The sequence below is a fragment of the Draconibacterium halophilum genome (assembly GCF_010448835.1).
Classification (GTDB): domain Bacteria; phylum Bacteroidota; class Bacteroidia; order Bacteroidales; family Prolixibacteraceae; genus Draconibacterium; species Draconibacterium halophilum.
On sequence record NZ_CP048409.1, the window covers coordinates 243954 to 265540 of the forward strand.

Here is a 21587-nt window from a genome sequence, read left to right on the forward strand (position 1 = left end):
CAAACTAAACCTAAAAACTATGTCAACATTATTTATTTTTTTCCTGGTTACTTCGGCAGTTGGGCTTCTGCTATTTATGGTACTCAAATTAAAAATCAGTGCTTTTATTTCATTACTAATCATTTCTATTTACGTTGGAATCCTGACCGGAATGCCACTGACAAATATCCTTCAAAGTATTCAGGACGGAATGGGAAGCACTCTGGGTTTTGTAGCTACGGTGGTTGGACTGGGAGCCATCTTCGGACAAATGCTTGAAAGTTCAGGAGGTGCCCTTTCGCTGGCCCATTCTTTAGTGAAAAAGTTCGGAAAAGAAAAGGCATCCTGGGCGATGGTGATCACTGGATTTATTGTCGCTATCCCCGTCTTTCTCGATGTTGGTTTTATAATTTTGGTGCCTATAATTTATGCCTTATCTAAAGATACCCAAAAGTCGCTGCTTTATTACGGCATCCCGCTCTTAGCCGGACTTGCTGTTACCCACAGTTTTATACCACCAACACCCGGCCCGGTTGCTGTCGCTGATATTTTGAATGCACAGTTGGGCTGGGTAATATTTTTTGGTATTATCCTTGGGTTTCCAACGGCCGTAATTGCGGGCCCTTTATGGGGGAAATACATTTCAAAGAAAATACATATTTTACCTCCCACCGAGTTTTTTAATTCTTCCGAAGAAGAAAAAGAAGACAAAAACCTTCCTTCGTTTCGCACTGTGGCGCTGATTATTTCAATACCGTTGGTATTAATTTTACTGAATACTTTATCGTCTCTTCTTGTTGAAAAAGGAGTACTGGAGAAATCAATGCTGACAGATGGTGTTGAATTTATCGGGCATCCTTTTTCAGCACTGATAATTGCTACCTTAATTGCTACTTATGTGTTGTGTGCGAAGCGGGGAATGTCGAAACAGACCATTCTCGACCTGAGCACCAAGGCACTTGGACCGGCGGGTATTATCATTTTAATAACCGGAGCAGGAGGCGTGCTCAAACAAATATTAGTTGATTCGGGGATTGGGAAAATGATGGCTGAATCGATGGCCAATTCAGCAATGCCACCTATTGTTTTGGCGTGGTTACTCTCCGCCGTTGTACGTGTTACGCAAGGCTCGGCAACCGTTGCCATGATTACTGCTGCGGGAATAATTGCCCCTATTCTTAGCGAATTTCAGTTAAACGATCCGCATCGTGCTTTGGTCGTTTTAGCCATTGCTTCTGGTGCCACACTTTTATCGCATGTAAACGACAGTGGATTTTGGTTGGTTGGTAAATATTTTGGTATGAACGAAAAACAAACGCTGCAATCCTGGACAGTTATGGAATCGATAATTGCGGTTTGCGGATTGGCATTTACCATGTTGGCCAGTTTGTTTTTTTAATTCTTTAAATCTATATCCTTTTGTCTATCGACATTTTCCCTTAAAAGGGAAAACAGCAATATGAATGGCTGGCAGAGTCCCCAAACAGCAGGCTCCCTTGAAAAGGGGAGCTCCCGACAGGGTTAGGGGTAAAGAAGTTCCTTTCCCAATTTCGTGACCGCTAATTCCATACACCAGCCAAAAGTCGCCTTCGGGGATTTAGGGGTCAGAAGAATAATCAAAAATTACTATTATTGCACCACAAATCGCTTTGCGCCCGGCGCTTTGCTCCATGCTGTTATTATGACTTTTAAATTCAAACATTTCACAGAACTCTCAACTTCCGAACTTTACGACATCTTACAACTTCGGGCAGAAATTTTTGTGGTTGAGCAAGACTGCGTTTACAACGATTTGGATGGGCTGGATAAAGATGCCGTTCACCAGTTCCTGGAAAAAGATGGAGAAATTGTGGCCTACTCGCGTTTACTAAAACCAGGCACACGTTTTAACCATTACTCTATTGGCCGCGTTGTGGTTAAAGAAACCAAACGCGGAACAGGGCTGGGAATCCGGATGATGGAAGAAGCCAAAACCTACATTCTAAATAACTGGAAACCTGGAAAAATAAAAATAAGTGCCCAAAAATACCTACGTAAATTTTACGAAGACCTGGGATTTAAAGTTGTTACCGATGAATACCTTGAAGATGGCATCCCACATTACGGAATGTTATTTGAGAACAAAGCCGATTAATTGATGCGAAAAATTGTAATTCTATTATTTCTTTTTCTGGGCAGTCAGGGTTTTGCCTCCCCGCAGGATAGCCTTGTTGAAAGCATTTTTAACGAAATGTACAACCAGCATTATTCCAAAGCAGAAGAAATGCTTCGCACCAAAAAAAACGATATCGACTCTGTTCTTTTCGCCGTTTTTTCGGTTGACATGAGTTACTGGAAAAATGTTACCGGCACCGACACTCCGGATTATCCAGCCTTTGAAAATGATTTGCAACTGCTTTCGCCAACTAATCCCACATCATCAACTCAACAGGCGATTCGGCTGGTTACTTTGTCGTATCAATTGCGATACGAACTCAAACGTTTTAAGCTCATTAAAGCTATTTCGACCCGGCAGGAAACAAAAGCGCTCTTCACTTCGCTAAACACTAACGAAGCATTACCGCCCGAACAGCAGGAACTGTACGAGTTGTATTCCGCTTTATTTCAATATTTCGACAATTATTTAAAGCCGTTTTTTGTTTCGGACAAAACAGAAAACTGCAGCAAAGCATTAAAAACCATGACCGGTTTGTACCAGTCGGAAAGCCGGATTACAAAAACGCTGGTTGCCTATTTCCTGGGGAAAACATGGCTGAAATACGAGAACGATCCGTCAAATGCGGTCGGTTATTTTCAATGGCTGACCAAAAACTTCCCTGGAAATATTAAGTTTAAAGAGCTGCTGGATGAATGCAATAAGCAGTTGAATTAGGTTTTCAAACATTTTGCGCAATTTTCTGTTTCTCACGCAAGTTTTGATCAAAGAAACTTTTTACTTTACACAAAATTTTTGAGATGATTCAACGGGTATTTTTTTCAATTTTTTTGGTGTGCTTTAGCCTGTCGACCTGGGCAAATAATGCAAACAACGACAGCATTGCCAATCGGATATTCACCTTAATTTATCAGCAAAACCTTACCGAAGCTGAAAAGACCTATACAAACGGCAAGGACGAGCTGAGCGAATTTTACCGTACTTTTTTGAACCTCGATCTGCACTGGTGGAAATACCGCACCACCTATTCAAAAGAAAACTCGGAACAGCTTGATGAACTGATAGACGCATCATTATTGCCCGAAACCGATACTTACGAGAAAAAGATGCTACAGATTATTGTTCGCTCCTACCAGCTGCGCTACGAAAAGAAGAAATTCAACATATTCGGAATGCTTTCGGCACGATCAGACATCAGAGACCTGATTGCAGCTATAGAAAAGGAAGACCCGCCTTTTACCGGTGATGAACAGAAGCTTTTCGAAAGTTATGTGATCATGTATCAATACATCGAGAACATTAACTTTTTTGCCAACGCAAAAAAATCGGAAGCCCGCGAAAAAAAACTGAAGCGAATGGAAAAATTTGCTTCCGAAAATAATGTGATCTTAAATACAGTGGCTGATTTTTTCCTGGCGCGTATGTACCAGAAAATTGAGGACAAACCCGAAGTTGGACTGCAGTATTTTAAAATTCTCACAAATAAATACCCTACCAACAAAACCTTTGCTGAATACCAGACAGAGTGCGAAGAAAAAATTTAAGGAAAAAGCTCGTGCTGTGCATAATCGCGATGAAAAGTACGCTGTCTGCAGCGCGGACAAATTGCCCTTTTTAAACGATGAATATTTGTAAGTTTCAGTCGGGCTTTACAGTCCCTGCAACGGAATTCGCTTTTATGTACCGCCTCTTCATTCTCAAAAACTGTGACTTCAATTTTGTCATACAACGTTTTACAATGCGGGCATTTATATACCTGAAAACCGGCTTTCAAGTGTAAATTCTCGGATGTCTTTGCCATCTTCCGAAGCAAATCGTGTGTTTTGTAATGAAAGATGCGGGTACGTTGTTTCAGGTATTCGCTAACCGGCTGCGAATGAACCAGAAAACCATGCCCCTGGTTAAAGCTTTCGGTAAAACCACAATGATCGCAACAGTATGAATAAGCATGTCCCATCTGTTAAAATTAATTATTTTCAAGCGACAATTAAATGTTGTAAAGTATAGTTTACCAAAAAATCCTTCTGCCTGAAACATTTTTTAAACTCATCTGTATTAAATACATACATAAAAATATTCAAAATGAGGTTAATTATATTTACAGCACTCGTATTAAGCATATCGTTCAGCAGTTTTTCTCAAGAATTAAATGTTGGCGATAAAGCACCTTCGTTTTCTACCGTAGCCGACGATGGCTCAACATGGAATGTAAACGATTATTTGGGCGACAAATTTATTGTGGTTTATTTTTATCCGGCAGCAATGACAGGTGGTTGTACAAAACAAGCCTGTGCCTACCGCGACATGAAAACTGAGATTGATAAAGCCAATGCTGTTGTGGTTGGAATTAGCGGCGATAATGTTGAAGGTCTTCAGCTTTTTAAAAAGGCCAACGACCTTAATTTCCCTTTATTATCGGACGAAAATGGTGAAATTGCCAAAAAATTTGGAGTCCCTTTACGTGATGGAGGAAAGATTACCCGCGAAATTGAGGGACAGAATTTTGAGTTGGTTCGGGGAGCTACTGCTTCGCGCTGGACATTCATAATCGACAAAAAAGGCAATATTGTTTATAAAAATACAGACGTTGACGCAAGTAAAGACTCTGCCGAAATATTGGATTTTCTAAAAAACAATGCTTAAATTGCAACAATTACAAACCCATAATTTAAGTGAAGATGATAAAATTAAGAGCAATTTTAATTGTTGGGCTACTGTGTTTTTTACTCCCTGTGAAAAACAGTAGTGCCCAGGCAGAAGTTTTTAAAAACGGCGACTCCTACGTTTTTGTGTACAACGAGATTGGGGCAGATGATGACACCACTCGCTGGGAAACAAGCAACTATGCTTCTAAAAGCACAATTTCAGCATCGGGAAATATTGTAAAAACACTTTATTATCAGCTCCAGAACGACCACCCTTTTATGGGATACTCTTTTGTTTTTGGTGCTAGTATTAATGTTGGTGATGCGAAATTGGTTGATGAGAGAGTCTTTTTGAAAAAAGACGGAAGCTTTAAAGTTACTATTCACAGTAACGGTGCAGGAACTCGTCTTCCCATCGGGTGGATAATCGAAGATTAAAATAATTTTTACATTCATTTTTACCACTCAACAGGCTTAAAAACTATCTTTGCGCAAAACTCAGGTTTTGGAAACAACCACGTTTCTAAAATATTTCGAGGGGCATAGTGCTATTGCCAAGGTGGTAAAAAAAGCCGATGTCCCCCCGGGTGAATTGATTCACCTGCATGGGCTTATTGGGTCTTCTAAAACCGTTTTACTCGCCAAGGTATTTCAGGAAATTCAAAAAAACTGTGTTGTACTATTAAACGACCGCGAAGAAGCTGCCTATTTTTACGACGATCTGAATAACCTGGGACTATCCGAGAATACACTTTTTCTGCCCTCTTCCTACAAACGATCGGTGCAGTACGACAGCCCGGAGCAGGAAAATATTGTGCAGCGCACTGAAGTGTTGAACCTGCTTTCAGCAGCAGAAAAACCCTACTTTGTTATTTCGTATCCCGAGGCTATTATCGAGAAAGTAATTTCTAACGATAGCCTCGAAAGCAATACACTGCAAGTAAGAAGTGGCGATAAAATATCCATCGATTTCATCAACGAATTTTTATACGAATACGGATTCGAGCGGGTAGACTTTGTTTATGAGCCCGGCCAGTTTTCGGTGCGCGGAAGTATTGTCGACATCTTTTCGTTTTCGCACGAAGATCCGTTTCGCCTCGATTTTTTTGGTGATGAAGTTGACTCTATCCGTAGTTTCGATATCGAGAATCAACTTTCGAAAGATCGTTTAAACCACATCACCATCGTTCCGAATATTCAAAACAGTTCGGTGGAAGGCGAGCGAGTTTCGTTTATCGATTTTCGGAATAAAGAATGCCTGTGGTTTGGCAACAACCTCAACCAGTTTATCGACCGGATTGCAGAACTGCACCGCCAAACAATTGTTTCGCGCGAGGATGAAGATATTGTTGATCTGTTGCTCACTTCCGGCGAGCTGGAAAAACAGCTAAAAACAAAAACACTATTTGATTTTGGTAACGACCTGGCTTTTTCTCCCGATGATAAAATTGAATTCTCAAATTCAAGTCAGCCTGTTTTTAACAAGAATTTTGAACTGCTGGGAACGAACCTGACAGAACACCGCCAAAATGGGTACGAAATTTTTATTCTCTCCAGCCAGGAAAAACAGATCGAGCGCCTACAATCTATTTTTAAAGATACGGATGTTAAAGTCTCCTTCAATCCGGTGAATTTTGTGCTGCACGAAGGATTTATTGATCACGAGTTAAAAGCCTGTTTTTACACCGACCACCAGATTTTTGAGCGCTACCACCGTTTTAAACTAAAAAACCGAAAAGCACAACGCGAAGCTATTTCATTGAAAGAGCTAAATAAGTTACACCCTGGCGATTATGTGGTTCACATCGATCATGGGATTGGAAAATTTGCCGGACTGGCACGTACCGAAGTGAACGGAAAAATGCAGGAAGCCATTCGTTTGGTTTATAAAGATAACGACTCACTTTTAGTGAGTATCCACTCCTTGCATCGCATTTCGAAATACAAAGGCAAAGATGGTGGCGAACCCAAAATCAACAAACTGGGTACCGGTGCGTGGCAAAAAATGAAAAGCCGCACCAAGTCGAAAGTAAAGGATATTGCCAAAGAACTAATTGCGCTGTACGCCAAACGACGTGCTGAAAAAGGTTTTGCTTTTTCGCACGATTCGTACCTGCAAAACGAGCTGGAAGCATCGTTTATATACGAAGATACACCCGACCAGGAAAAGTCTACAACAGCCGTGAAAGAAGACATGGAAAAAACCATGCCGATGGATCGCTTGGTATGTGGCGATGTAGGTTTTGGGAAAACAGAAATTGCCATTCGTGCAGCTTTTAAAGCCGTTACCGACAGCAAACAAGTGGCCGTTTTGGTGCCGACAACCATCCTGGCCTTTCAACATTTTAAAACTTTTACCGAGCGCCTGGAAGATTTCCCGGTAAAAATAGATTACGTAAGTCGTTTAAAATCTACCGCCCAGGTAAAAGCTGCCTTAAAAGATGTCGCCGATGGAAAAACCGACATTATTATAGGTACACATCGATTGGTAAGTAAAGACGTAAAGTTTAAAAACATTGGCTTGCTGATTATCGATGAAGAGCAAAAATTTGGTGTTTCGGTAAAAGAAAAGTTAAAGCAGTTCAAAGTAAATGTTGATACCTTAACGTTAACTGCAACGCCAATTCCACGTACTTTGCAATTCTCGCTGATGGGTGCGCGCGATTTGTCAATTATTCAAACGCCGCCACCCAACCGTTACCCAATTGTAACTGAAGTTCATGGCTTTAACGAGCAAATGATAAAAGAAGCCATCCTTTACGAAACGGACAGAAACGGGCAGGTTTTCTTTATCCATAACCGTGTACAGAATATAAATGAGGTGGAAGCGACCATTAAACGTATTGTTCCGGGAGTAAAAACGGCGGTTGGCCACGGACAAATGGAAGGCCCAAAGCTGGAAAAGGTGATGCTGGATTTTATTAACGGGAAGTTTGATGTGCTAATTGCAACAACCATTATCGAATCGGGACTAGACATTCCGAATGCCAACACCATTATTATCAACCATGCACAGAATTTTGGATTAAGCGACCTGCATCAACTGCGGGGTCGCGTTGGCCGCTCAAACAAAAAAGCATTTTGTTACCTCATTGCACCGCCACTTTCAACGGTTAGTGCCGAAGCGCGACGGCGGTTACAGGCCATCGAACAGTTTTCGGAACTGGGTAGTGGTTTTAACATTGCCATGCAAGATCTCGACATTCGTGGTGCCGGAAATATGTTGGGTGCCGAACAAAGTGGTTTTATTGCCGACATTGGTTTTGAAACCTACCACCGCATCTTGAATGAAGCCATTCAGGAATTGAAACAGGATGAGTTTAAAGATCTTTTTGCTGAAGAAGACAAAGAACAATCGCAGGCTTTCCTGAATATAAAATATGTAAACGACTGCACCATCGACACCGATATGGAACTGCTTTTCCCAAGCGATTATATTCCCGGAAACTCGGAGCGCATGATGCTTTACCGCGAGTTGGATAGTATCGAAAGTCAGGAAGCACTGGACAATTTCACCAAAGGACTGCAAGACCGTTTTGGGGAACTTCCGCGCGAAAGTCGCGAACTAATAGACATTCTTCCCCTACGTTGGAAAGCAATCAATTTGAGTATGGAAAAAATCATTCTGAAGAACAAAAAAATGATCTGTTATTTTGTGTCAGATCAGAAATCGTCCTTCTACCAATCGGCCGACTTTATTAAAATTGTACAGTACATCCAAAACGGAAAGACGAAAGGTCGGATGAAAGAAACAAAAGGAAAATTAACGCTCAGTTTTTCGAATGTGCCCAATGTTGAAACCGCTGATTATATCCTTCGTGAGATTATTGATGAAGCAAAAAGTTAATCGCCCATTCACAAAAAACGCAATTTATCGGGAAGCTTAACGTTTTACAATGCACTCAATTTGATGCATTTAGTAGATGTTGTTTAAAAAAAATTCACGATATTGGCACTCAGAGACAACCAAATCAGGAGAAATAACATCAATTAAATAGTACAATTCAGAAAATCTTTTAAAAATTAGAAATATGGACACAATGATGAAAATTGGAAAAACACTGACTTTCTTTTTAATCGTTGCAGGATTCTTTGCCTGTAACGACGACGACAACTCAGTACCGTTCGAGGTAATTGGCGATGTATTTGTGATAAAGCGAACAGTTGACAATGAAGAAAAATTCGCCCATTCATATGTTGCATGGGGTAACCAGCCAATGAGCCACGCAGAGGTTACAACTCCCGGTGGAGCAAATATAACTTTAGACCCGGCTAACGAAATTTTGAATACGTACGCGAAAGAGCCAAGCCTAAACGAATACAGCACCTCAGCTCCCGTTGAAGGCAACTACCAGTTTTTAGTGATAAACGAGGATATTACTCACCAGTCTGTCGATCTGCTCGATTTTGATAATATTGCATTTACTACCATCACATCGGCCGAAGTTAGCAACCAACAACTTGCTGTGCACTGGGAAACCAACGACAATGCGGAAGCTTATTTGATAAGACTAATAAATGAAGCTGGCGAAATAGCTTTTATTAGCCAAACTCTTCCCGTGCAAATGACAAGTTTGCAGGAAATTGGTGTAGGAACCGCTTCAGGCTCTTGGCAGGAAACTCCTGAAATTGGTAATGTTTACAATGTTGAATTATTATCGGTAAGATTTGAAGATGATGCGGTTAGCAACGATGCTGCTTATCACATTCAGGAAATTGCTGTTACTGAACAAGAAGTTACATGGCAATAAAATAAATGCATTACATATATCAACCGTCTGAATTTCAGGCGGTTTTTTTATGTCTATTTCACCTCTTACTATTTATATAGTAGTTTTTCTATTAAAATAGTTTTATTTCTAAATAAATAGTACTATGTTTGTAGTAGAAAATAATTTTAGTACGATAATTGTAGCAACTCATAAAATGAAGACATTAACAAAAGCAGAAGAACAAGTAATGCATATTCTCTGGGATTTAAAAGAAGGAGTTGTAAAGCAGGTAGTTGACGGTTTTGGCGATGACAAACCAGCCTACACCACCGTAGCAACTGTTTTAAATGTTCTGGAGAAAAAAGGATTTGTTACGCACAAAAAAATTGGTAACACGAATCTTTTTTCGCCTGCAGTTAGTAAATCAGAGTATAAAAAAGTTCAGTTTTCGTCTTTATTGAAAAACTATTTTAACGGCTCGTTTCCTAAAATGGCCACCTTTTTTGCCAAAGAAAACAATCTGGGCATGGAAGAATTGGAGGAGTTGTTAAAACTTATCGAAAACGAATTAAATAAGAAAAAGGAAGATTAGCCATGGAAACTGCACTGAACTATTTATTAAACGCATCGGGAGGAATTGTACTCTTTTTCCTGGTTTATTGGTTGTTTCTTCGTAACGAAACTTTTCATGTGGCCAACCGGTGGTTTCTGGTTGCATCGTTGTGTATGGCAACCATTTTACCTTTAATTCCCGTGCAATACGAGGTTTTGGTTGAGGCCGCCGATGGTGCAAAAACCGGAGCACATACCATTGCCGATACCTTTAAAAACATTCCGGTTTTCAATAATACTGACGAAAGCACCACTCATTTTGGCTGGCAACAAGCAGTTTTATTGATTTACCTTACCGGAGCAGCGATTTTCCTGCTTCGATTGCTTACTCAAACTTTTATCCTTATTCATTTAATGATAAAACACCGCGTAACTTCGCTTAACGGAATGCGCGTTGTAGAAAACCAAAAATACGGACTCCCCTTCTCATTTTTTAATATTGTTTTTATCAATCCGAAATTTCATACACAGGACGACCTGCCGGAAATTCTGGCTCACGAAAAAGTGCACATTCGTGAGAATCACTGGTTCGACCTGCTTTTTATAGAACTGTTAACAGTCATCTTTTGGTTCAACCCATTTATTTGGTTGTTTGAACGAGCAATTAAACAAAACCATGAGTACCTGGCCGACAAAGGTGTTCTTGCGCAGGGACACACTGTGGGCCGCTACCAGGCTTTATTAGTAAACCAGCTGATGGGCATGCAAATTATTGGAATTACCAATAACCTGAATTTTGCCCTTAGCACAAATCGATTAAAAATGATGACGAAAAAGAAAACATCGGCCCGCCGGCTGATACGATTTACATGGGCACTGCCCGCACTTGCGCTGTTGTTGTTCGCTTTTGCCGAGCCGCAGTATCATTATACTATATCGAAAACTGACATAGTTGAGCGTGAGATTACTGGAACATCCGGAAAAGAAGCTGTTAAAATAAGTGGTTTGGTTGTAGATGAAGATGGAAAACCGATGTCAGGAGTGTCGGTAGTAATACGTGGAACAACAGTTGGAACCGTAAGCGATATCGATGGATCTTTTAAATTGGAAGTTCCTGAAAACGCGTCGATAATTATTTCGTTTGTAGGTAAAAGAACATTAGCTGACACTTACAGCAGAATTATTACAGGAAATAAAAAAGATGAGTTTTTTAACCGGAAATATACAATGGAAGATGAGGTGATTTACGCTAGTGCTTGCTTTGATATGCCTACACCGCCGCCGCCACCTCAGGCAAAAACAAAAAGTTTGGCACCACCACCACCACCACCAGCCCCTCCAATTGGGACTGTAGAAAAAACAAAACTTAAAGACTTCGAAAAAGAAAAAGAAGTATTCTTTGTTGTTGATGATTTACCAGAATTTCCTGGAGGATCTAATGCCCTTACCAAGTTTGTCCAAAATAAAACAGAAAAATATAATTTGATTGGAAAAGCAAAAATTGCTTTCACCGTAAATCCTAAAGGTAAAGTAACCGACGTTAAAATTGTAGAAACTGATAACGACAAATTGGGCAAAGCCGCTGCTGAAATTATTTCCCAGCTACCAACCTGGGAACCGGGGAAACAACGTGGTAAACCTGTTCCAGTGAAATATTTAATTGCAGTTGAGTTTAAATAACAGAAAACTAGAATAACCATTTTGACACCCGTTGGCTTTTAGTCATCGGGTGTTTTTTATTGCTTGCTGTTCTGAAAACCAAAGTGATACAGAAAAAGTATAGACGATGAATGTTACATGCGAAGATTCACACCGCGAAATGACCGGAGTCTTTGGCCGGAACCAAACAAAAAACGTGTTGCTGGCGAACAAGAGAAATTAGGGTTGAAATAGAATGGCTATAAAAAACGAAAGGCCGGTTCAATAACCAGCCCTTTCTCAATCAACCTAAACCTAAACTAAACCAAAAACCAAACCATCTTTTATGGTATGTAAATCTTTATGAAAAAGATTTGTAACACTAAAACACCAGTTGGTTAAAAAGGTTTACCGAATTGTGATATTTTTGTTGGAATGCAAAATTTTCTCGCAGATTATGCTAAAATCCGCAGAATTATTGCTGTGCTATTCTACAAGATCTGCAAGCAAATCCATTTTTAAAATAAACGATTCCAGCCCTGTTAATGCTATTTCAACCTTACCCTTTCCATTTTTCACCTCCAGTACAAATTCATTTTCATTTGTCAATTGGTCAGTCAGTTTATATAAACCGTCTGTTATATTCAAGGCCTTAACTGTTCCCTCATCCAGTTTCAGTTGAAATTTGTGCGAAGCTTCTTCGAAATTACTCACTACAATTAAACGGTTATCTCCATTCCAACGCACAAACGAGAAAATTTTATCCGAATATCCGGCTGTGTTTTGGCGGTTATACGAATGAATTTCTTTGTAGTCGCCCATCAATGCCGCAGATTGTGCCGAGAAACTCAGCAGGTTTCTGTAAAAAGCATTTAGTTCCTTCTCTGCATCAGAAAGCTCGCCACCATCAAATTTTCCATTATTCATCCAACGTTGATGAGCTGGCACACCACAGTAATCAAAAATCGATGTTCGTGTTTCATCGCCAAACCCCATGTCGCCATCGCCGGGTTCGCCAACGTTTTGCCCAAAATAAATCATAGTTGGCGAAGTACTTAAACAGGTTGAAACCACCATTGCAGGTTTTCCTTTTTCAGCACTTCCGGCAAATCCGGCACTGGCAATACGCTGCTCATCGTGATTTTCCAAAAAGTGCAACATATGGTGCTCAATATCTTCCAATCCATCGTAAATCGCCGGAAGATTATCAGTGCTTCCGTGCCCCTGCATAATGTGTTTTAGCGTATCGTACAGTTCCACTTTGTCGTACAGGTAATCCATTTTCCCTTTATGAATATAGTCGCGATAAAGAGCTGGATTATAAACTTCAGCCAACAGAAAAGCATCCGGATTTTTCATTTTCAAAGCTGAGTTCATATAACTCCAGAATTCCACAGGAACCATTTCTGCCATATCGTAACGAAAACCATCTACCCCTTTTTCCATCCAATACAAAGCAATATTTTTAAACTTCTCCCACGAATCGGGCACATCTTTATCTTGCCAGAACTCGAAATGTGCTTTGTAATCTTCCCTGTTGAAACCTTCGGGAAGCAAATCAAAATCATAGGTTCCATCTGGCTTCACACCGTAATTTACTTTTACCGTTTCGTACCAGTCATAAAATCCGGGTTGTGCTAAGCGCGCTCCGTTGCCCGTCCATTTTGCAGGATTCTCATCAAATTTTCCATCAGCCAGCGGATTGTTGTCGCCTCCCAACGGTTGGTAACCATTCAAAAATTCCGGCACCTGAAATGCCTCGCCGGGAATGTAATAGAAGTTATTATCTCGTTTGTATTCCACTGAAGTATCGTCGTTCTCGCCAAAATCAGCAACTCCTTCAGGTTTCGAAATCGACTGGTAATTTCGGGCAACATGATTGGGAACAATGTCAATGATCACTTTCATGCCATGCTGGTGAGTTCGCTCGATCAATGCTTCAAATTCTGCCAGTCGGTTTGCCGGATCAACAGCCAGATCGGGATCTACATTATAATAATCTTTCACCGCATAAGGCGAACCGGCGCGGCCTTTTACCACATCGGGGTCGTCGTTTGAAATGCCATATTCGGTATAATCGGTTATCACATCATGATGCGGAACACCAGTGTACCAAATATGCGTAACACCCATCGATTTAATTTCATCCAGTGCGCGATCGGTAAAATCGTTGAATTTCCCAACGCCATTTTCCTCGATTGTTCCCCACGGTTTGTTGGTGGTGTTTGTGTTTCCAAACAGACGGGTAAAAACCTGGTAAACTACGAATTTACCCTGAGCAGGTTTTTGTTGAATTATCTCTTGTTTTTTACTGGATTGACAAGCACATATACACATAATGATGAATAAGCCTACTAGTTTTTTCATAACTACTTAAATTAAAAACTGTCATTTCGATACTGAGATACAAGGGAGAGAAATATGTTAATCACGGAGATTTCTCAGTCGTTCCTCCTTCGAAATGACAGCAATTTTGAGAAGTTTACTTCGCTAACTCAACAATAAACGCTGATTTTGCGGGAACTGTAACTTCCGAAATATCTGAAATTGTAGCCCCCGAAATAATTTCTTTACCTGACTTATAACCATTAGTCACTTCGTTAAAACGATCGGTTTTAATGGTTTTTGCTTCAGCGTTTTTATTCAGAATAACCATCACAGCTTCATCATCAGAATAGCGGAAATAAATATAAGTACCATCTTCAGGAACAAAGTGCATCAATTTCCCATCGTGAATTACATCGGCATTTTTACGCCAGTTCTGGATTTTAGAAACATATTCCTGCATGTCCTTCGCAGCATCACTCATTCCTTCGCCGGTAAAAGCATTTACTTTATCGCCTTTCCAGCCACCGGGGTAATCAGCGCGAATATCACCGTGTTCACTCCCATCGTGACGCATTAAAATCTCAGTACCGTAATAGATTTGGGGAATTCCTCGGGTAGTTAAAAAGAAAGTCACACCCATTTTCAGCAGATCAACATCTTCGCCGACCTGAACATAGAAGCGCGACATATCATGGTTATCCGGGAAAATGGTCAGTTTGTATGGATCAGGATATAAGAAATCGTTGGCCAATGCATTATAAATCTGAATCAATCCAAAGTCGAAACTTTCTTCGTTGCGTAATCCTTCAGAAACCGCACTCTGCAATGGAAAATCCATCATACTCGGGGCATAATTCTTATAACCGTCCTGGTTGAGTTTTCCTTTTTGCCAGTACGAAACAATGGCCGGATTGGTGGTCCACTCTTCTCCAACCACATTAAAATCCGGGTATTCTTCCAACAATTGTTTTGTCCAATCGCTCATCATATTTTTATCTGGATAAGGCCACGTATCTTGTCTGATTCCTTCCAAGCCAACATATTCAACCCACCAAATACTGTTTTGAATAAGGTATTTTGCCAGGAAGGGATTTTTCTGATTCATGTCGGGCATTGCTGAAACAAACCAACCGTCAACCATTGCTTTTTTATCCGCTTCCGAAGCGTGCGGATCTTCGTTTACCGTACGGCGGTGACTGGTAATCTTCATTTCGGGATAATTGTTAATCCAGTCTTTCATAGGCATATCGTGCATCCACCAGTGTTCTGATCCGCAGTGGTTAAAGATCAAATCCATTATCAGTTTCATGCCACGTTTATCCAGCTCTTCATTCAGTTCCTGGTACTCTTCATTCGAACCATAACGGCGGTCAACCTGGTAAAAATCGGTGCAGGCATATCCGTGGTACGATGCTTCGGGCATGTCATTTTCCAACACCGGATTTAACCAAACGGCAGTAAATCCCATGTCTTGCAAATAATCCAATGAATTTATGATTCCGCGGATATCGCCTCCATGTCGGCCATAGTTATAATCACGATCGAGGCCTTCTTTCATTCCTTCAACCTCGTCGTTGCTGGTATCACCATTCACAAAACGGTCGGGCGTGATCAAATAAATTACATCTGATGAATTGAAACCTTCTCGGTTGGTTGAACCCTGTTCACGATCCCACAATTCGAAATTGTAGCTGTCTACAACTTTATCGCCTTGTTTAAACTGAATTTCGAATTCGCCGGGTTGTACATCTTTTGCCATTTTCAGATCGACAAACAGGTAGTTTGGATTTTCCACTTTTGTAGTTGCCTCCAAAGTCACTCCCGGATAATCAATTACCACATCGGTTTTTGAAATATTCTCGCCGTAGATCAATAATTGGAGATCAGGATTTTTCATTTTGGTCCACCAGTTTGGCGGCTCAACGCGTGCCACTTCCTGCCCCACAACATTTAGGGTAAGCAGGATGATAAACAAAGTGATTAGTTTCTTCATTATGAATTGGTTTTAATATTTTACATTTCCTTTACCCCTTACCCTGTCGGGAGTTCCCCTAAAAAGGGGAACAAGCATCAACCAAATTTTCCAGGTTGTTTCAAAGCTCCAACTTTGCTTAAAACTGTTTCCCCTCGCGAGGAGAAATACCGACAGACAATAGGGTAAATATCGTATTCTTTTACTTTTTAATTTCAAGGGTTGAGTTTCCGGCAATTTTGTGTTCGGTTCCCCAAACTGTTGCAGAAACAACAACATCTGAATGATTTACTATTAAGAACAACTCACGCTGTTTCTTCACCTCCAAATGTGCCCCACCAAAGTCGATTCGGAAACCATACGATTTCCACGATTCGGGCAGGAATGGATTAAATGTCAGCTTATTATTTACCACACGCATTCCGCCAAATGCCATTACAAACGACATCCATGTTCCACCCATGCTGGTAATGTGCAGACCGTCATCGGTGTCGTTATTGTAATCATCCAAATCGAGGCGCGAAGTGCGCAAATACATTTCGTAGGCTTTGTCCTGGTAACCGATTTTTGCAGCCAGAATTGAGTGAACACATGGCGACAACGACGATTCGTGAACAGTTAATGGCTCATAAAAATCAAAATGCCGTTTCAATTCTTCTATGGAAAAGTTTTCCTGAAAAAGGTATAAACTCTGTAAAGTATCGGCCTGTTTAATATATGGAGCACGTAGAATTTTATCCCACGACCAGTTCTGGTTAATTGGCAAGTCCTCTGCCGGAAGTTCTGCAACCGGCGTTAAATCTTTGTCCAGAAAACCATCCTGCTGCAAGTATATTCCCCGCTTCTCATCTCTCGGATAATACATTTTATCAATGATGTCCGTCCAGCGTGCTGTTTCCTGTAATTCGTTGAATTTCCATTTTTTCACCAATTCTTCAAACAAGAACGGTATTTCCTTTTTCAGGTATTCAATTACTTCAAGCGTATATTTTAATGTCCACACAGCCATGTAACTGGTATGGAAATTATTGTTTACGTTATTCTCGTATTCGTTTGGCCCGGTAACACCCAGCATGACATACTTTTCTTTGTTGGCCGACCAGTTTACGCGCTGGCTCCAGAAACGACTAATGCCCAGCAACACCTCAAAGCCCATCGGCGCCAGATATTCCTTATCGCCGGTGTAATTCACATAATCGTAAATGGCATAGGCAATGGCACCATTTCGGTGAATTTCTTCAAAAGTAATTTCCCACTCGTTGTGGCATTCTTCGCCATTAATGGTTACCATCGGGTACAATGCTGCACCATTTTTAAAGCCAAGTTTTTCTGCATTTTCAATGGCTTTTTCCAAATGTTTACGACGGTAAATCAAAAGGTTCCGCGAAACTTTTTGCGGTGCTGTACTCAGGTAAAAAGGCAAACAATAAGCCTCGGTATCCCAATAGGTTACACCGCCATATTTTTCGCCGGTAAATCCTTTAGGCCCGATATTCAGCCGCTCATCTTCGCCCGAGTAGGTTTGATTGAGCTGAAAGATATTGAAGCGAATTCCCTGCTGGGCCGCAACATCGCCTTCAATTTTTATATCGCTGGTTTCCCATTTCTGTAACCAACAGTTTTTATGATTTTCAAATAGGGCATCGAAACCGGCTTCAACAGCTAGGTCAACTGCTTCTTTGGCTTTTTGGGGTAAATCTTCTTTGGCATAATTAAGGGAAGAAACAGTTGAAGAGAATTTCTCAACAACTATTTCATCACCTCTCTCTACCGAGACATTTTGAGATGCCTCGACATACTTCTCCCTTTCCCCGTTCGTGATATCTGTGTTTACTTTTTTTCCATTTTTTAACAGTTGAAACCACATTCCGGTACTTAGCTGAAAGCCGGTTTTTAAGGTTTCAACGGTGAGATACCCTCCTGTCCGCCAACGGCGTGGGCAACTTCTACCCAGAATTTTTCGTCGTAATTCGAATCTTCATTCTCCACATCACCATCGAGGTAAGGTGTTACGCTCAGCTCACCGTCAAAGTTCAGCGCTTTTACCGTGTAACGGATGGCACCAATTTCGGTGGCAACAATACTTACAAAACGGTGCGAACAAACCTCAACCTGATTTCCGTTTTGCAACTCGGCAACAAAACAACGTGTTAACAAACCGTGTTGCATGTCGAGCTCGCGTTTAAACGAAAGTACTTTTGCTTTTGCCAGATCGAGCTCTTCGTTGTTTACAGTAACTCCAATTCCAATCCAGTTGGTCGAATTAATGATCTTCGCAAAATATTCAGGATAGCCGTTTTTCCACCATCCCACGCGGGTTTTGTCGGGGTAATAAATCCCGGCAACATAGGTTCCGTTTAGCGTGTCGCCTGAATACTTTTCCTCGAAATTGGCACGCTGGCCCATTTTCCCATTTCCGATACTAAAAATACTCTCAGAAATTCGGTTATGTTCCGGAACAAAACCCTCTTCAACTATTTTCCAGTCGTGATGAATGATATAATTCTTCATCTCAGTGCTTTTAATTTTTTAATTTTCTGTTGCAACGTCTTTCACAAAAAGTACGAGCACAGCTGCTATTACCATTGAAACTCCACCAAAAACGAGTGCTATAATCGACTCTCCACCAAACAGATCTTTTACCATGAACCCAAGAATTGTAGCCGCCAGAATTTGCGGTATTACAATAAAGAAATTGAAAATGCCCATGTAAACGCCCATTTTGTTCGATGGCAACGATCCGGTAAGAATGGCATAAGGCATAGAAAGGATACTTGCCCAGGCAATGCCAACACCGATCATTGGAAGTATCAGCCAGGTTGGATCGTTAAACAGGTAAATAGAAGCCAGCCCTACACCACCGATTATTAAACTAATGAAGTGTGTGAATTTTCGATTGGTATATTTTGCAACAACCGGTAAAGCAAATGCCATTAGCGCAGCAACTCCGTTATAAACGCCAAAAAGAATGGTAACCCAGTCGGCACCGTCGTTGTATAATTGCGATTGCGGATTGGTGGTGCCGTATATGTGACTGGTAATTCCCGACACGGAATAAATCCACAGCGAGAATAAACCAACCCAGGTAAAAAACTGCACCAGTGCCAGTTGTTTCATGGTGACTGGCATACGTAACAAATCGCTAAATATTTCAACCAAGGCATTCTTATCCTTTCTTTGTGATTTTAGCCATGCAGCCATCATCATCAACAAAAAGAAAAGAAAAAGAATACCTCCAAGAATGTACAGTTCTTTTTCCAACTCCATCAGCCGTGTAACTACTACGATCAGTAAACCGAGCAAACCGAGTATTCCTCCAGTTTTGGCAAAGCGGTTGCTTACCACTTCTTCTTCATTTAGTACTTCCTCCTTGTTGGTTGTTTGTCTTTCGCTTTCTTCAAACTCGTTCAATTCTTCGGGCTTATATTCTTTGGTTGTAATAATGGTCCAGAGAATAGCCAGAAAGAAGATGACACCACCAATGTAAAAAGACCATTGCACGGATGGAGGAATCACTCCCTCGGGGGCAGTATTTGCAATGTTCAACCAGTTGGTCATTGCATACGGCAGTACAGATCCTACAACAGCCCCGGTACCAATAAAAAAGCTTTGCATGGCAAAACCCATGGTACGTTGTTCGTTGGGCAACATGTCGCCAACAAAAGCACGAAACGGCTCCATTGAAACGTTAATGGAAGCATCCATGATCCAGAGTGTACCGGCAGCCACCCACAAGGCAGGCGAGTTTGGCATTAGGAAGAGTGCAAGCGAAGCGAAAATCGCTCCAAACAAAAAATAGGGCCTTCTTCGTCCGAGTCGGTTCCAGGTTTTATCGCTCATGTGACCGATAATAGGCTGAATAATTAAGCCCGTAACAGGAGCAGCGATCCACAAAATCGGAATGTCCTCGACATTGGCCCCAAGTGTTTCGAAAATCCGGCTTACATTGGCATTCTGCAAGGCAAATCCAAACTGGATACCCAGAAAACCAAAACTCATATTCCAGATCTGCCAAAAACTTAACCTAGGTTTTTTGCGCATAATATTAGTTTTAATTTGTAGCTAAGCCGTATGTATAATTATACCACAGCAAAAGAACTTTTGCTGCTAAACACGAAGTATGTGTAAGTTGAAATTGCCTGCACAAATATAAGTCACAATTCGACTTAAATCCAAATAGCTTGTCTTCTGAACACTTGAAAATTAGGGGATTTTAACCAAAATTGATCATTTCAAACGTTTGCGGAAAGTGAAAATATATTCTATAACATGTTTTGCCTGACACCGGAAATCGGCCAATAATTACAAAAAAGCAATAAAATACAAATAGGATATTATATTATGGATGATCCACGAATAATCAAATCGGCATTCAGCACTTTGGTTTCAGCCGGATATTCATCATCTTCTGATGTTATTCGCCGAAGTAGCATTTCGGTAGCCATAGTTCCCATTTCGTAACCATGTTGATCGACAGAAGTTAGCGTTGGAACAGTAATTCCGGAGAAACGTCCATCGGAAAAGCCAACAATCGCAATCTCATCAGGTATTTTGTAGCCTTTTTTCTGAATGGTTTGCATGGCTCCAATGGCGGTCAAATCGTTGGTAGCAAACACACCATCAAATTTTTTCTTTTGATTAATGAGCTTCATTATGGCCATTCGGGCTTTTTCAAACGAGTCGGCTTCAATAATCAAATCTTCATCAACAGGAATTCCGGCATCGTTTAACGCTTTTAGGTAACCTTCTTTTCTTCTTTGCCCAATTATAAGCGCCATTGGCCCCCAAGGTGTGCAATTCGAGTTCGCCCGCTATCAATTAAATGACAGGTTGCTTTGTACGCCGCATCAAAATCGTCGATAATAACCTGGTCGGCAGCAATGCCGGGAACAACGCGATCGTAAAATACCATGGGTACTTCGTTGCGGTTGAAATTATATAAATGTTTGTAATCTGTGGTTTCTTTCGAAATGGATATCAAAACACCATCTACCCGGCTCGATAATAAAGTTTTTGCATTGGCTACCTCGCGCTCGTACCGCTCGTTACTCTGACAAATAATTACATTAAAACCTGCATCGTAGGCAACATCTTCAATTCCGCTAATAACCGATGAAAAGAAATAGTGTACAATTTCGGGAATAATAACACCAATGGTATTGCTGCGCCGTTGTTTTAAACTAAGTGCCACTGCATTGGGCTGGTAGTTCAGCTTTTGGGCCAATTCCTGCACCGCACGCTTGGTTTCTTTGCTGATATCGGGGTGGTCTTTTAACGCGCGCGACACTGTCGACGGCGAAATATTAAGTTCACGAGCCAAGTCTTTTATGGTTACTAGTCCGCTTTTCATCTTCTCAAAATTCCCTCAGTATTGATTATTGATACTATTAAATCCTTGATTCAGGCTTTACACAAATGTAATCATTTAGCCAAAACTACACATAAATTCTTCGCAGCAAAACAGCACAACCAGTAACCACCTGTTTTATAACATGTTGAATGCAAACGACACCGCAAACGTTTGCGGAACCGGAAGTGTTAAAAAACGTAATTTTTTCTTCGCAATTGTTATACATTAGCTATTGAATTTTAGCATTTGTTGAACA

18 protein-coding genes are annotated in these 21587 nt (G+C 40.8%); 10 read left to right on the forward strand and 8 right to left on the reverse strand.

What is annotated here, in order from left to right:
• The first annotated feature begins 19 nt into the window (after positions 1–19).
• The 4 genes from G0Q07_RS00785 to G0Q07_RS00800 all read left to right on the forward strand — a co-directional run bounded on the left by G0Q07_RS00785 (position 20) and on the right by G0Q07_RS00800 (position 3678).
• Positions 20–1378: a GntP family permease gene (locus G0Q07_RS00785; protein WP_163344289.1), complete on the forward strand. Its 1359-nt coding sequence runs from the start codon at positions 20–22 to the stop codon at positions 1376–1378.
• Between the two features lie 282 nt (positions 1379–1660).
• Positions 1661–2113 carry a GNAT family N-acetyltransferase gene (locus G0Q07_RS00790; protein ID WP_163344290.1) on the forward strand — a complete coding sequence of 151 codons (453 nt, stop codon included), beginning with the start codon at positions 1661–1663 and terminating at the stop codon, positions 2111–2113.
• 3 nt (positions 2114–2116) lie between these two features.
• Complete coding sequence (locus G0Q07_RS00795) at positions 2117–2851, forward strand: hypothetical protein (protein ID WP_163344291.1); 735 nt, start codon at positions 2117–2119, stop codon at positions 2849–2851.
• 83 nt (positions 2852–2934) lie between these two features.
• Positions 2935–3678: a hypothetical protein gene (locus G0Q07_RS00800; RefSeq protein WP_163344292.1), complete on the forward strand. Its 744-nt coding sequence runs from the start codon at positions 2935–2937 to the stop codon at positions 3676–3678.
• Here the strand turns inward: G0Q07_RS00800 and G0Q07_RS00805 are convergent.
• Positions 3675–4091, reverse strand: coding sequence for an SIR2 family protein (locus G0Q07_RS00805; protein ID WP_163344293.1), 417 nt, complete (start codon positions 4089–4091; stop codon positions 3675–3677). The genes G0Q07_RS00800 and G0Q07_RS00805 overlap by 4 nt on opposite strands.
• A 125-nt stretch (positions 4092–4216) precedes the next feature.
• Here G0Q07_RS00805 and G0Q07_RS00810 point away from each other — a divergent pair, with 125 nt between their 5' ends.
• From G0Q07_RS00810 to G0Q07_RS00835, 6 genes are all read left to right on the forward strand, one after another.
• Positions 4217–4777 carry a peroxiredoxin gene (locus G0Q07_RS00810; protein WP_163344294.1) on the forward strand — a complete coding sequence of 187 codons (561 nt, stop codon included), beginning with the start codon at positions 4217–4219 and terminating at the stop codon, positions 4775–4777.
• Positions 4778–4812: 35 nt separating this feature from the next.
• The gene (locus tag G0Q07_RS00815; RefSeq protein WP_163344295.1) at positions 4813–5217 is read left to right on the forward strand and encodes a hypothetical protein; all 405 of its coding nucleotides are present in this window, start codon (positions 4813–4815) and stop codon (positions 5215–5217) included.
• Positions 5218–5284: 67 nt separating this feature from the next.
• A complete protein-coding gene (mfd, locus tag G0Q07_RS00820) occupies positions 5285–8626 on the forward strand; it encodes a transcription-repair coupling factor (RefSeq protein ID WP_163344296.1) in 3342 nt (1113 codons plus the stop codon).
• Positions 8627–8810: 184 nt separating this feature from the next.
• Positions 8811–9530 carry a hypothetical protein gene (locus G0Q07_RS00825; protein WP_163344297.1) on the forward strand — a complete coding sequence of 240 codons (720 nt, stop codon included), beginning with the start codon at positions 8811–8813 and terminating at the stop codon, positions 9528–9530.
• A gap of 175 nt (positions 9531–9705) precedes the next feature.
• Positions 9706–10083 carry a BlaI/MecI/CopY family transcriptional regulator gene (locus G0Q07_RS00830; RefSeq protein WP_163344298.1) on the forward strand — a complete coding sequence of 126 codons (378 nt, stop codon included), beginning with the start codon at positions 9706–9708 and terminating at the stop codon, positions 10081–10083.
• A gap of 2 nt (positions 10084–10085) precedes the next feature.
• Positions 10086–11723, forward strand: a complete 1638-nt coding sequence (locus tag G0Q07_RS00835) for a M56 family metallopeptidase (protein WP_163344299.1) — start codon at positions 10086–10088, stop codon at positions 11721–11723.
• Positions 11724–12167: 444 nt separating this feature from the next.
• Here the strand turns inward: G0Q07_RS00835 and G0Q07_RS00840 are convergent, their stop codons facing one another.
• The 7 genes from G0Q07_RS00840 to G0Q07_RS20940 form a co-directional block, all read right to left on the reverse strand.
• Positions 12168–14048 (reverse strand): alpha-amylase family protein, encoded by a 1881-nt coding sequence (locus G0Q07_RS00840; RefSeq protein WP_163344300.1) that lies wholly within the window; start codon positions 14046–14048, stop codon positions 12168–12170.
• Positions 14049–14163: 115 nt separating this feature from the next.
• On the reverse strand, positions 14164–16002 hold the full coding sequence (locus G0Q07_RS00845) for a glycoside hydrolase family 13 protein (protein ID WP_163344301.1): 1839 nt from the start codon (positions 16000–16002) through the stop codon (positions 14164–14166).
• A gap of 181 nt (positions 16003–16183) precedes the next feature.
• Positions 16184–17848 (reverse strand): family 65 glycosyl hydrolase domain-containing protein, encoded by a 1665-nt coding sequence (locus G0Q07_RS00850; protein ID WP_246222958.1) that lies wholly within the window; start codon positions 17846–17848, stop codon positions 16184–16186.
• A gap of 26 nt (positions 17849–17874) precedes the next feature.
• On the reverse strand, positions 17875–18492 hold the full coding sequence (locus tag G0Q07_RS20125; protein ID WP_203532634.1) for a hypothetical protein: 618 nt from the start codon (positions 18490–18492) through the stop codon (positions 17875–17877).
• 18 nt (positions 18493–18510) lie between these two features.
• The gene (locus G0Q07_RS00855; protein ID WP_163344302.1) at positions 18511–20022 is read right to left on the reverse strand and encodes an MFS transporter; all 1512 of its coding nucleotides are present in this window, start codon (positions 20020–20022) and stop codon (positions 18511–18513) included.
• 293 nt (positions 20023–20315) lie between these two features.
• Positions 20316–20759 carry a LacI family DNA-binding transcriptional regulator gene (locus tag G0Q07_RS20935; protein WP_203532635.1) on the reverse strand — a complete coding sequence of 148 codons (444 nt, stop codon included), beginning with the start codon at positions 20757–20759 and terminating at the stop codon, positions 20316–20318.
• Positions 20747–21331, reverse strand: coding sequence for a LacI family DNA-binding transcriptional regulator (locus G0Q07_RS20940; RefSeq protein WP_203532636.1), 585 nt, complete (start codon positions 21329–21331; stop codon positions 20747–20749). Before G0Q07_RS20940 ends, G0Q07_RS20935 begins: the two co-directional genes overlap by 13 nt.
• Between the last annotated feature and the right edge of the window lie 256 nt (positions 21332–21587).

Coding starts and splice junctions, on each gene's coding strand:
- G0Q07_RS00785 (WP_163344289.1), top strand. CDS start 20: ATGTCAACATTATTTATTTTTTTCCTGGTTACTTCGGCAGTTGGGCTT.
- G0Q07_RS00790 (WP_163344290.1), top strand. CDS start 1,661: ATGACTTTTAAATTCAAACATTTCACAGAACTCTCAACTTCCGAACTT.
- G0Q07_RS00795 (WP_163344291.1), top strand. CDS start 2,117: ATGCGAAAAATTGTAATTCTATTATTTCTTTTTCTGGGCAGTCAGGGT.
- G0Q07_RS00800 (WP_163344292.1), top strand. CDS start 2,935: ATGATTCAACGGGTATTTTTTTCAATTTTTTTGGTGTGCTTTAGCCTG.
- G0Q07_RS00805 (WP_163344293.1), bottom strand. CDS start 4,091: ATGGGACATGCTTATTCATACTGTTGCGATCATTGTGGTTTTACCGAA.
- G0Q07_RS00810 (WP_163344294.1), top strand. CDS start 4,217: ATGAGGTTAATTATATTTACAGCACTCGTATTAAGCATATCGTTCAGC.
- G0Q07_RS00815 (WP_163344295.1), top strand. CDS start 4,813: ATGATAAAATTAAGAGCAATTTTAATTGTTGGGCTACTGTGTTTTTTA.
- G0Q07_RS00825 (WP_163344297.1), top strand. CDS start 8,811: ATGGACACAATGATGAAAATTGGAAAAACACTGACTTTCTTTTTAATC.
- G0Q07_RS00830 (WP_163344298.1), top strand. CDS start 9,706: ATGAAGACATTAACAAAAGCAGAAGAACAAGTAATGCATATTCTCTGG.
- G0Q07_RS00835 (WP_163344299.1), top strand. CDS start 10,086: ATGGAAACTGCACTGAACTATTTATTAAACGCATCGGGAGGAATTGTA.
- G0Q07_RS00840 (WP_163344300.1), bottom strand. CDS start 14,048: ATGAAAAAACTAGTAGGCTTATTCATCATTATGTGTATATGTGCTTGT.
- G0Q07_RS00845 (WP_163344301.1), bottom strand. CDS start 16,002: ATGAAGAAACTAATCACTTTGTTTATCATCCTGCTTACCCTAAATGTT.
- G0Q07_RS00850 (WP_246222958.1), bottom strand. CDS start 17,848: ATGTGGTTTCAACTGTTAAAAAATGGAAAAAAAGTAAACACAGATATC.
- G0Q07_RS20125 (WP_203532634.1), bottom strand. CDS start 18,492: ATGAAGAATTATATCATTCATCACGACTGGAAAATAGTTGAAGAGGGT.
- G0Q07_RS00855 (WP_163344302.1), bottom strand. CDS start 20,022: ATGCGCAAAAAACCTAGGTTAAGTTTTTGGCAGATCTGGAATATGAGT.
- G0Q07_RS20935 (WP_203532635.1), bottom strand. CDS start 20,759: ATGGCGCTTATAATTGGGCAAAGAAGAAAAGAAGGTTACCTAAAAGCG.
- G0Q07_RS20940 (WP_203532636.1), bottom strand. CDS start 21,331: ATGAAAAGCGGACTAGTAACCATAAAAGACTTGGCTCGTGAACTTAAT.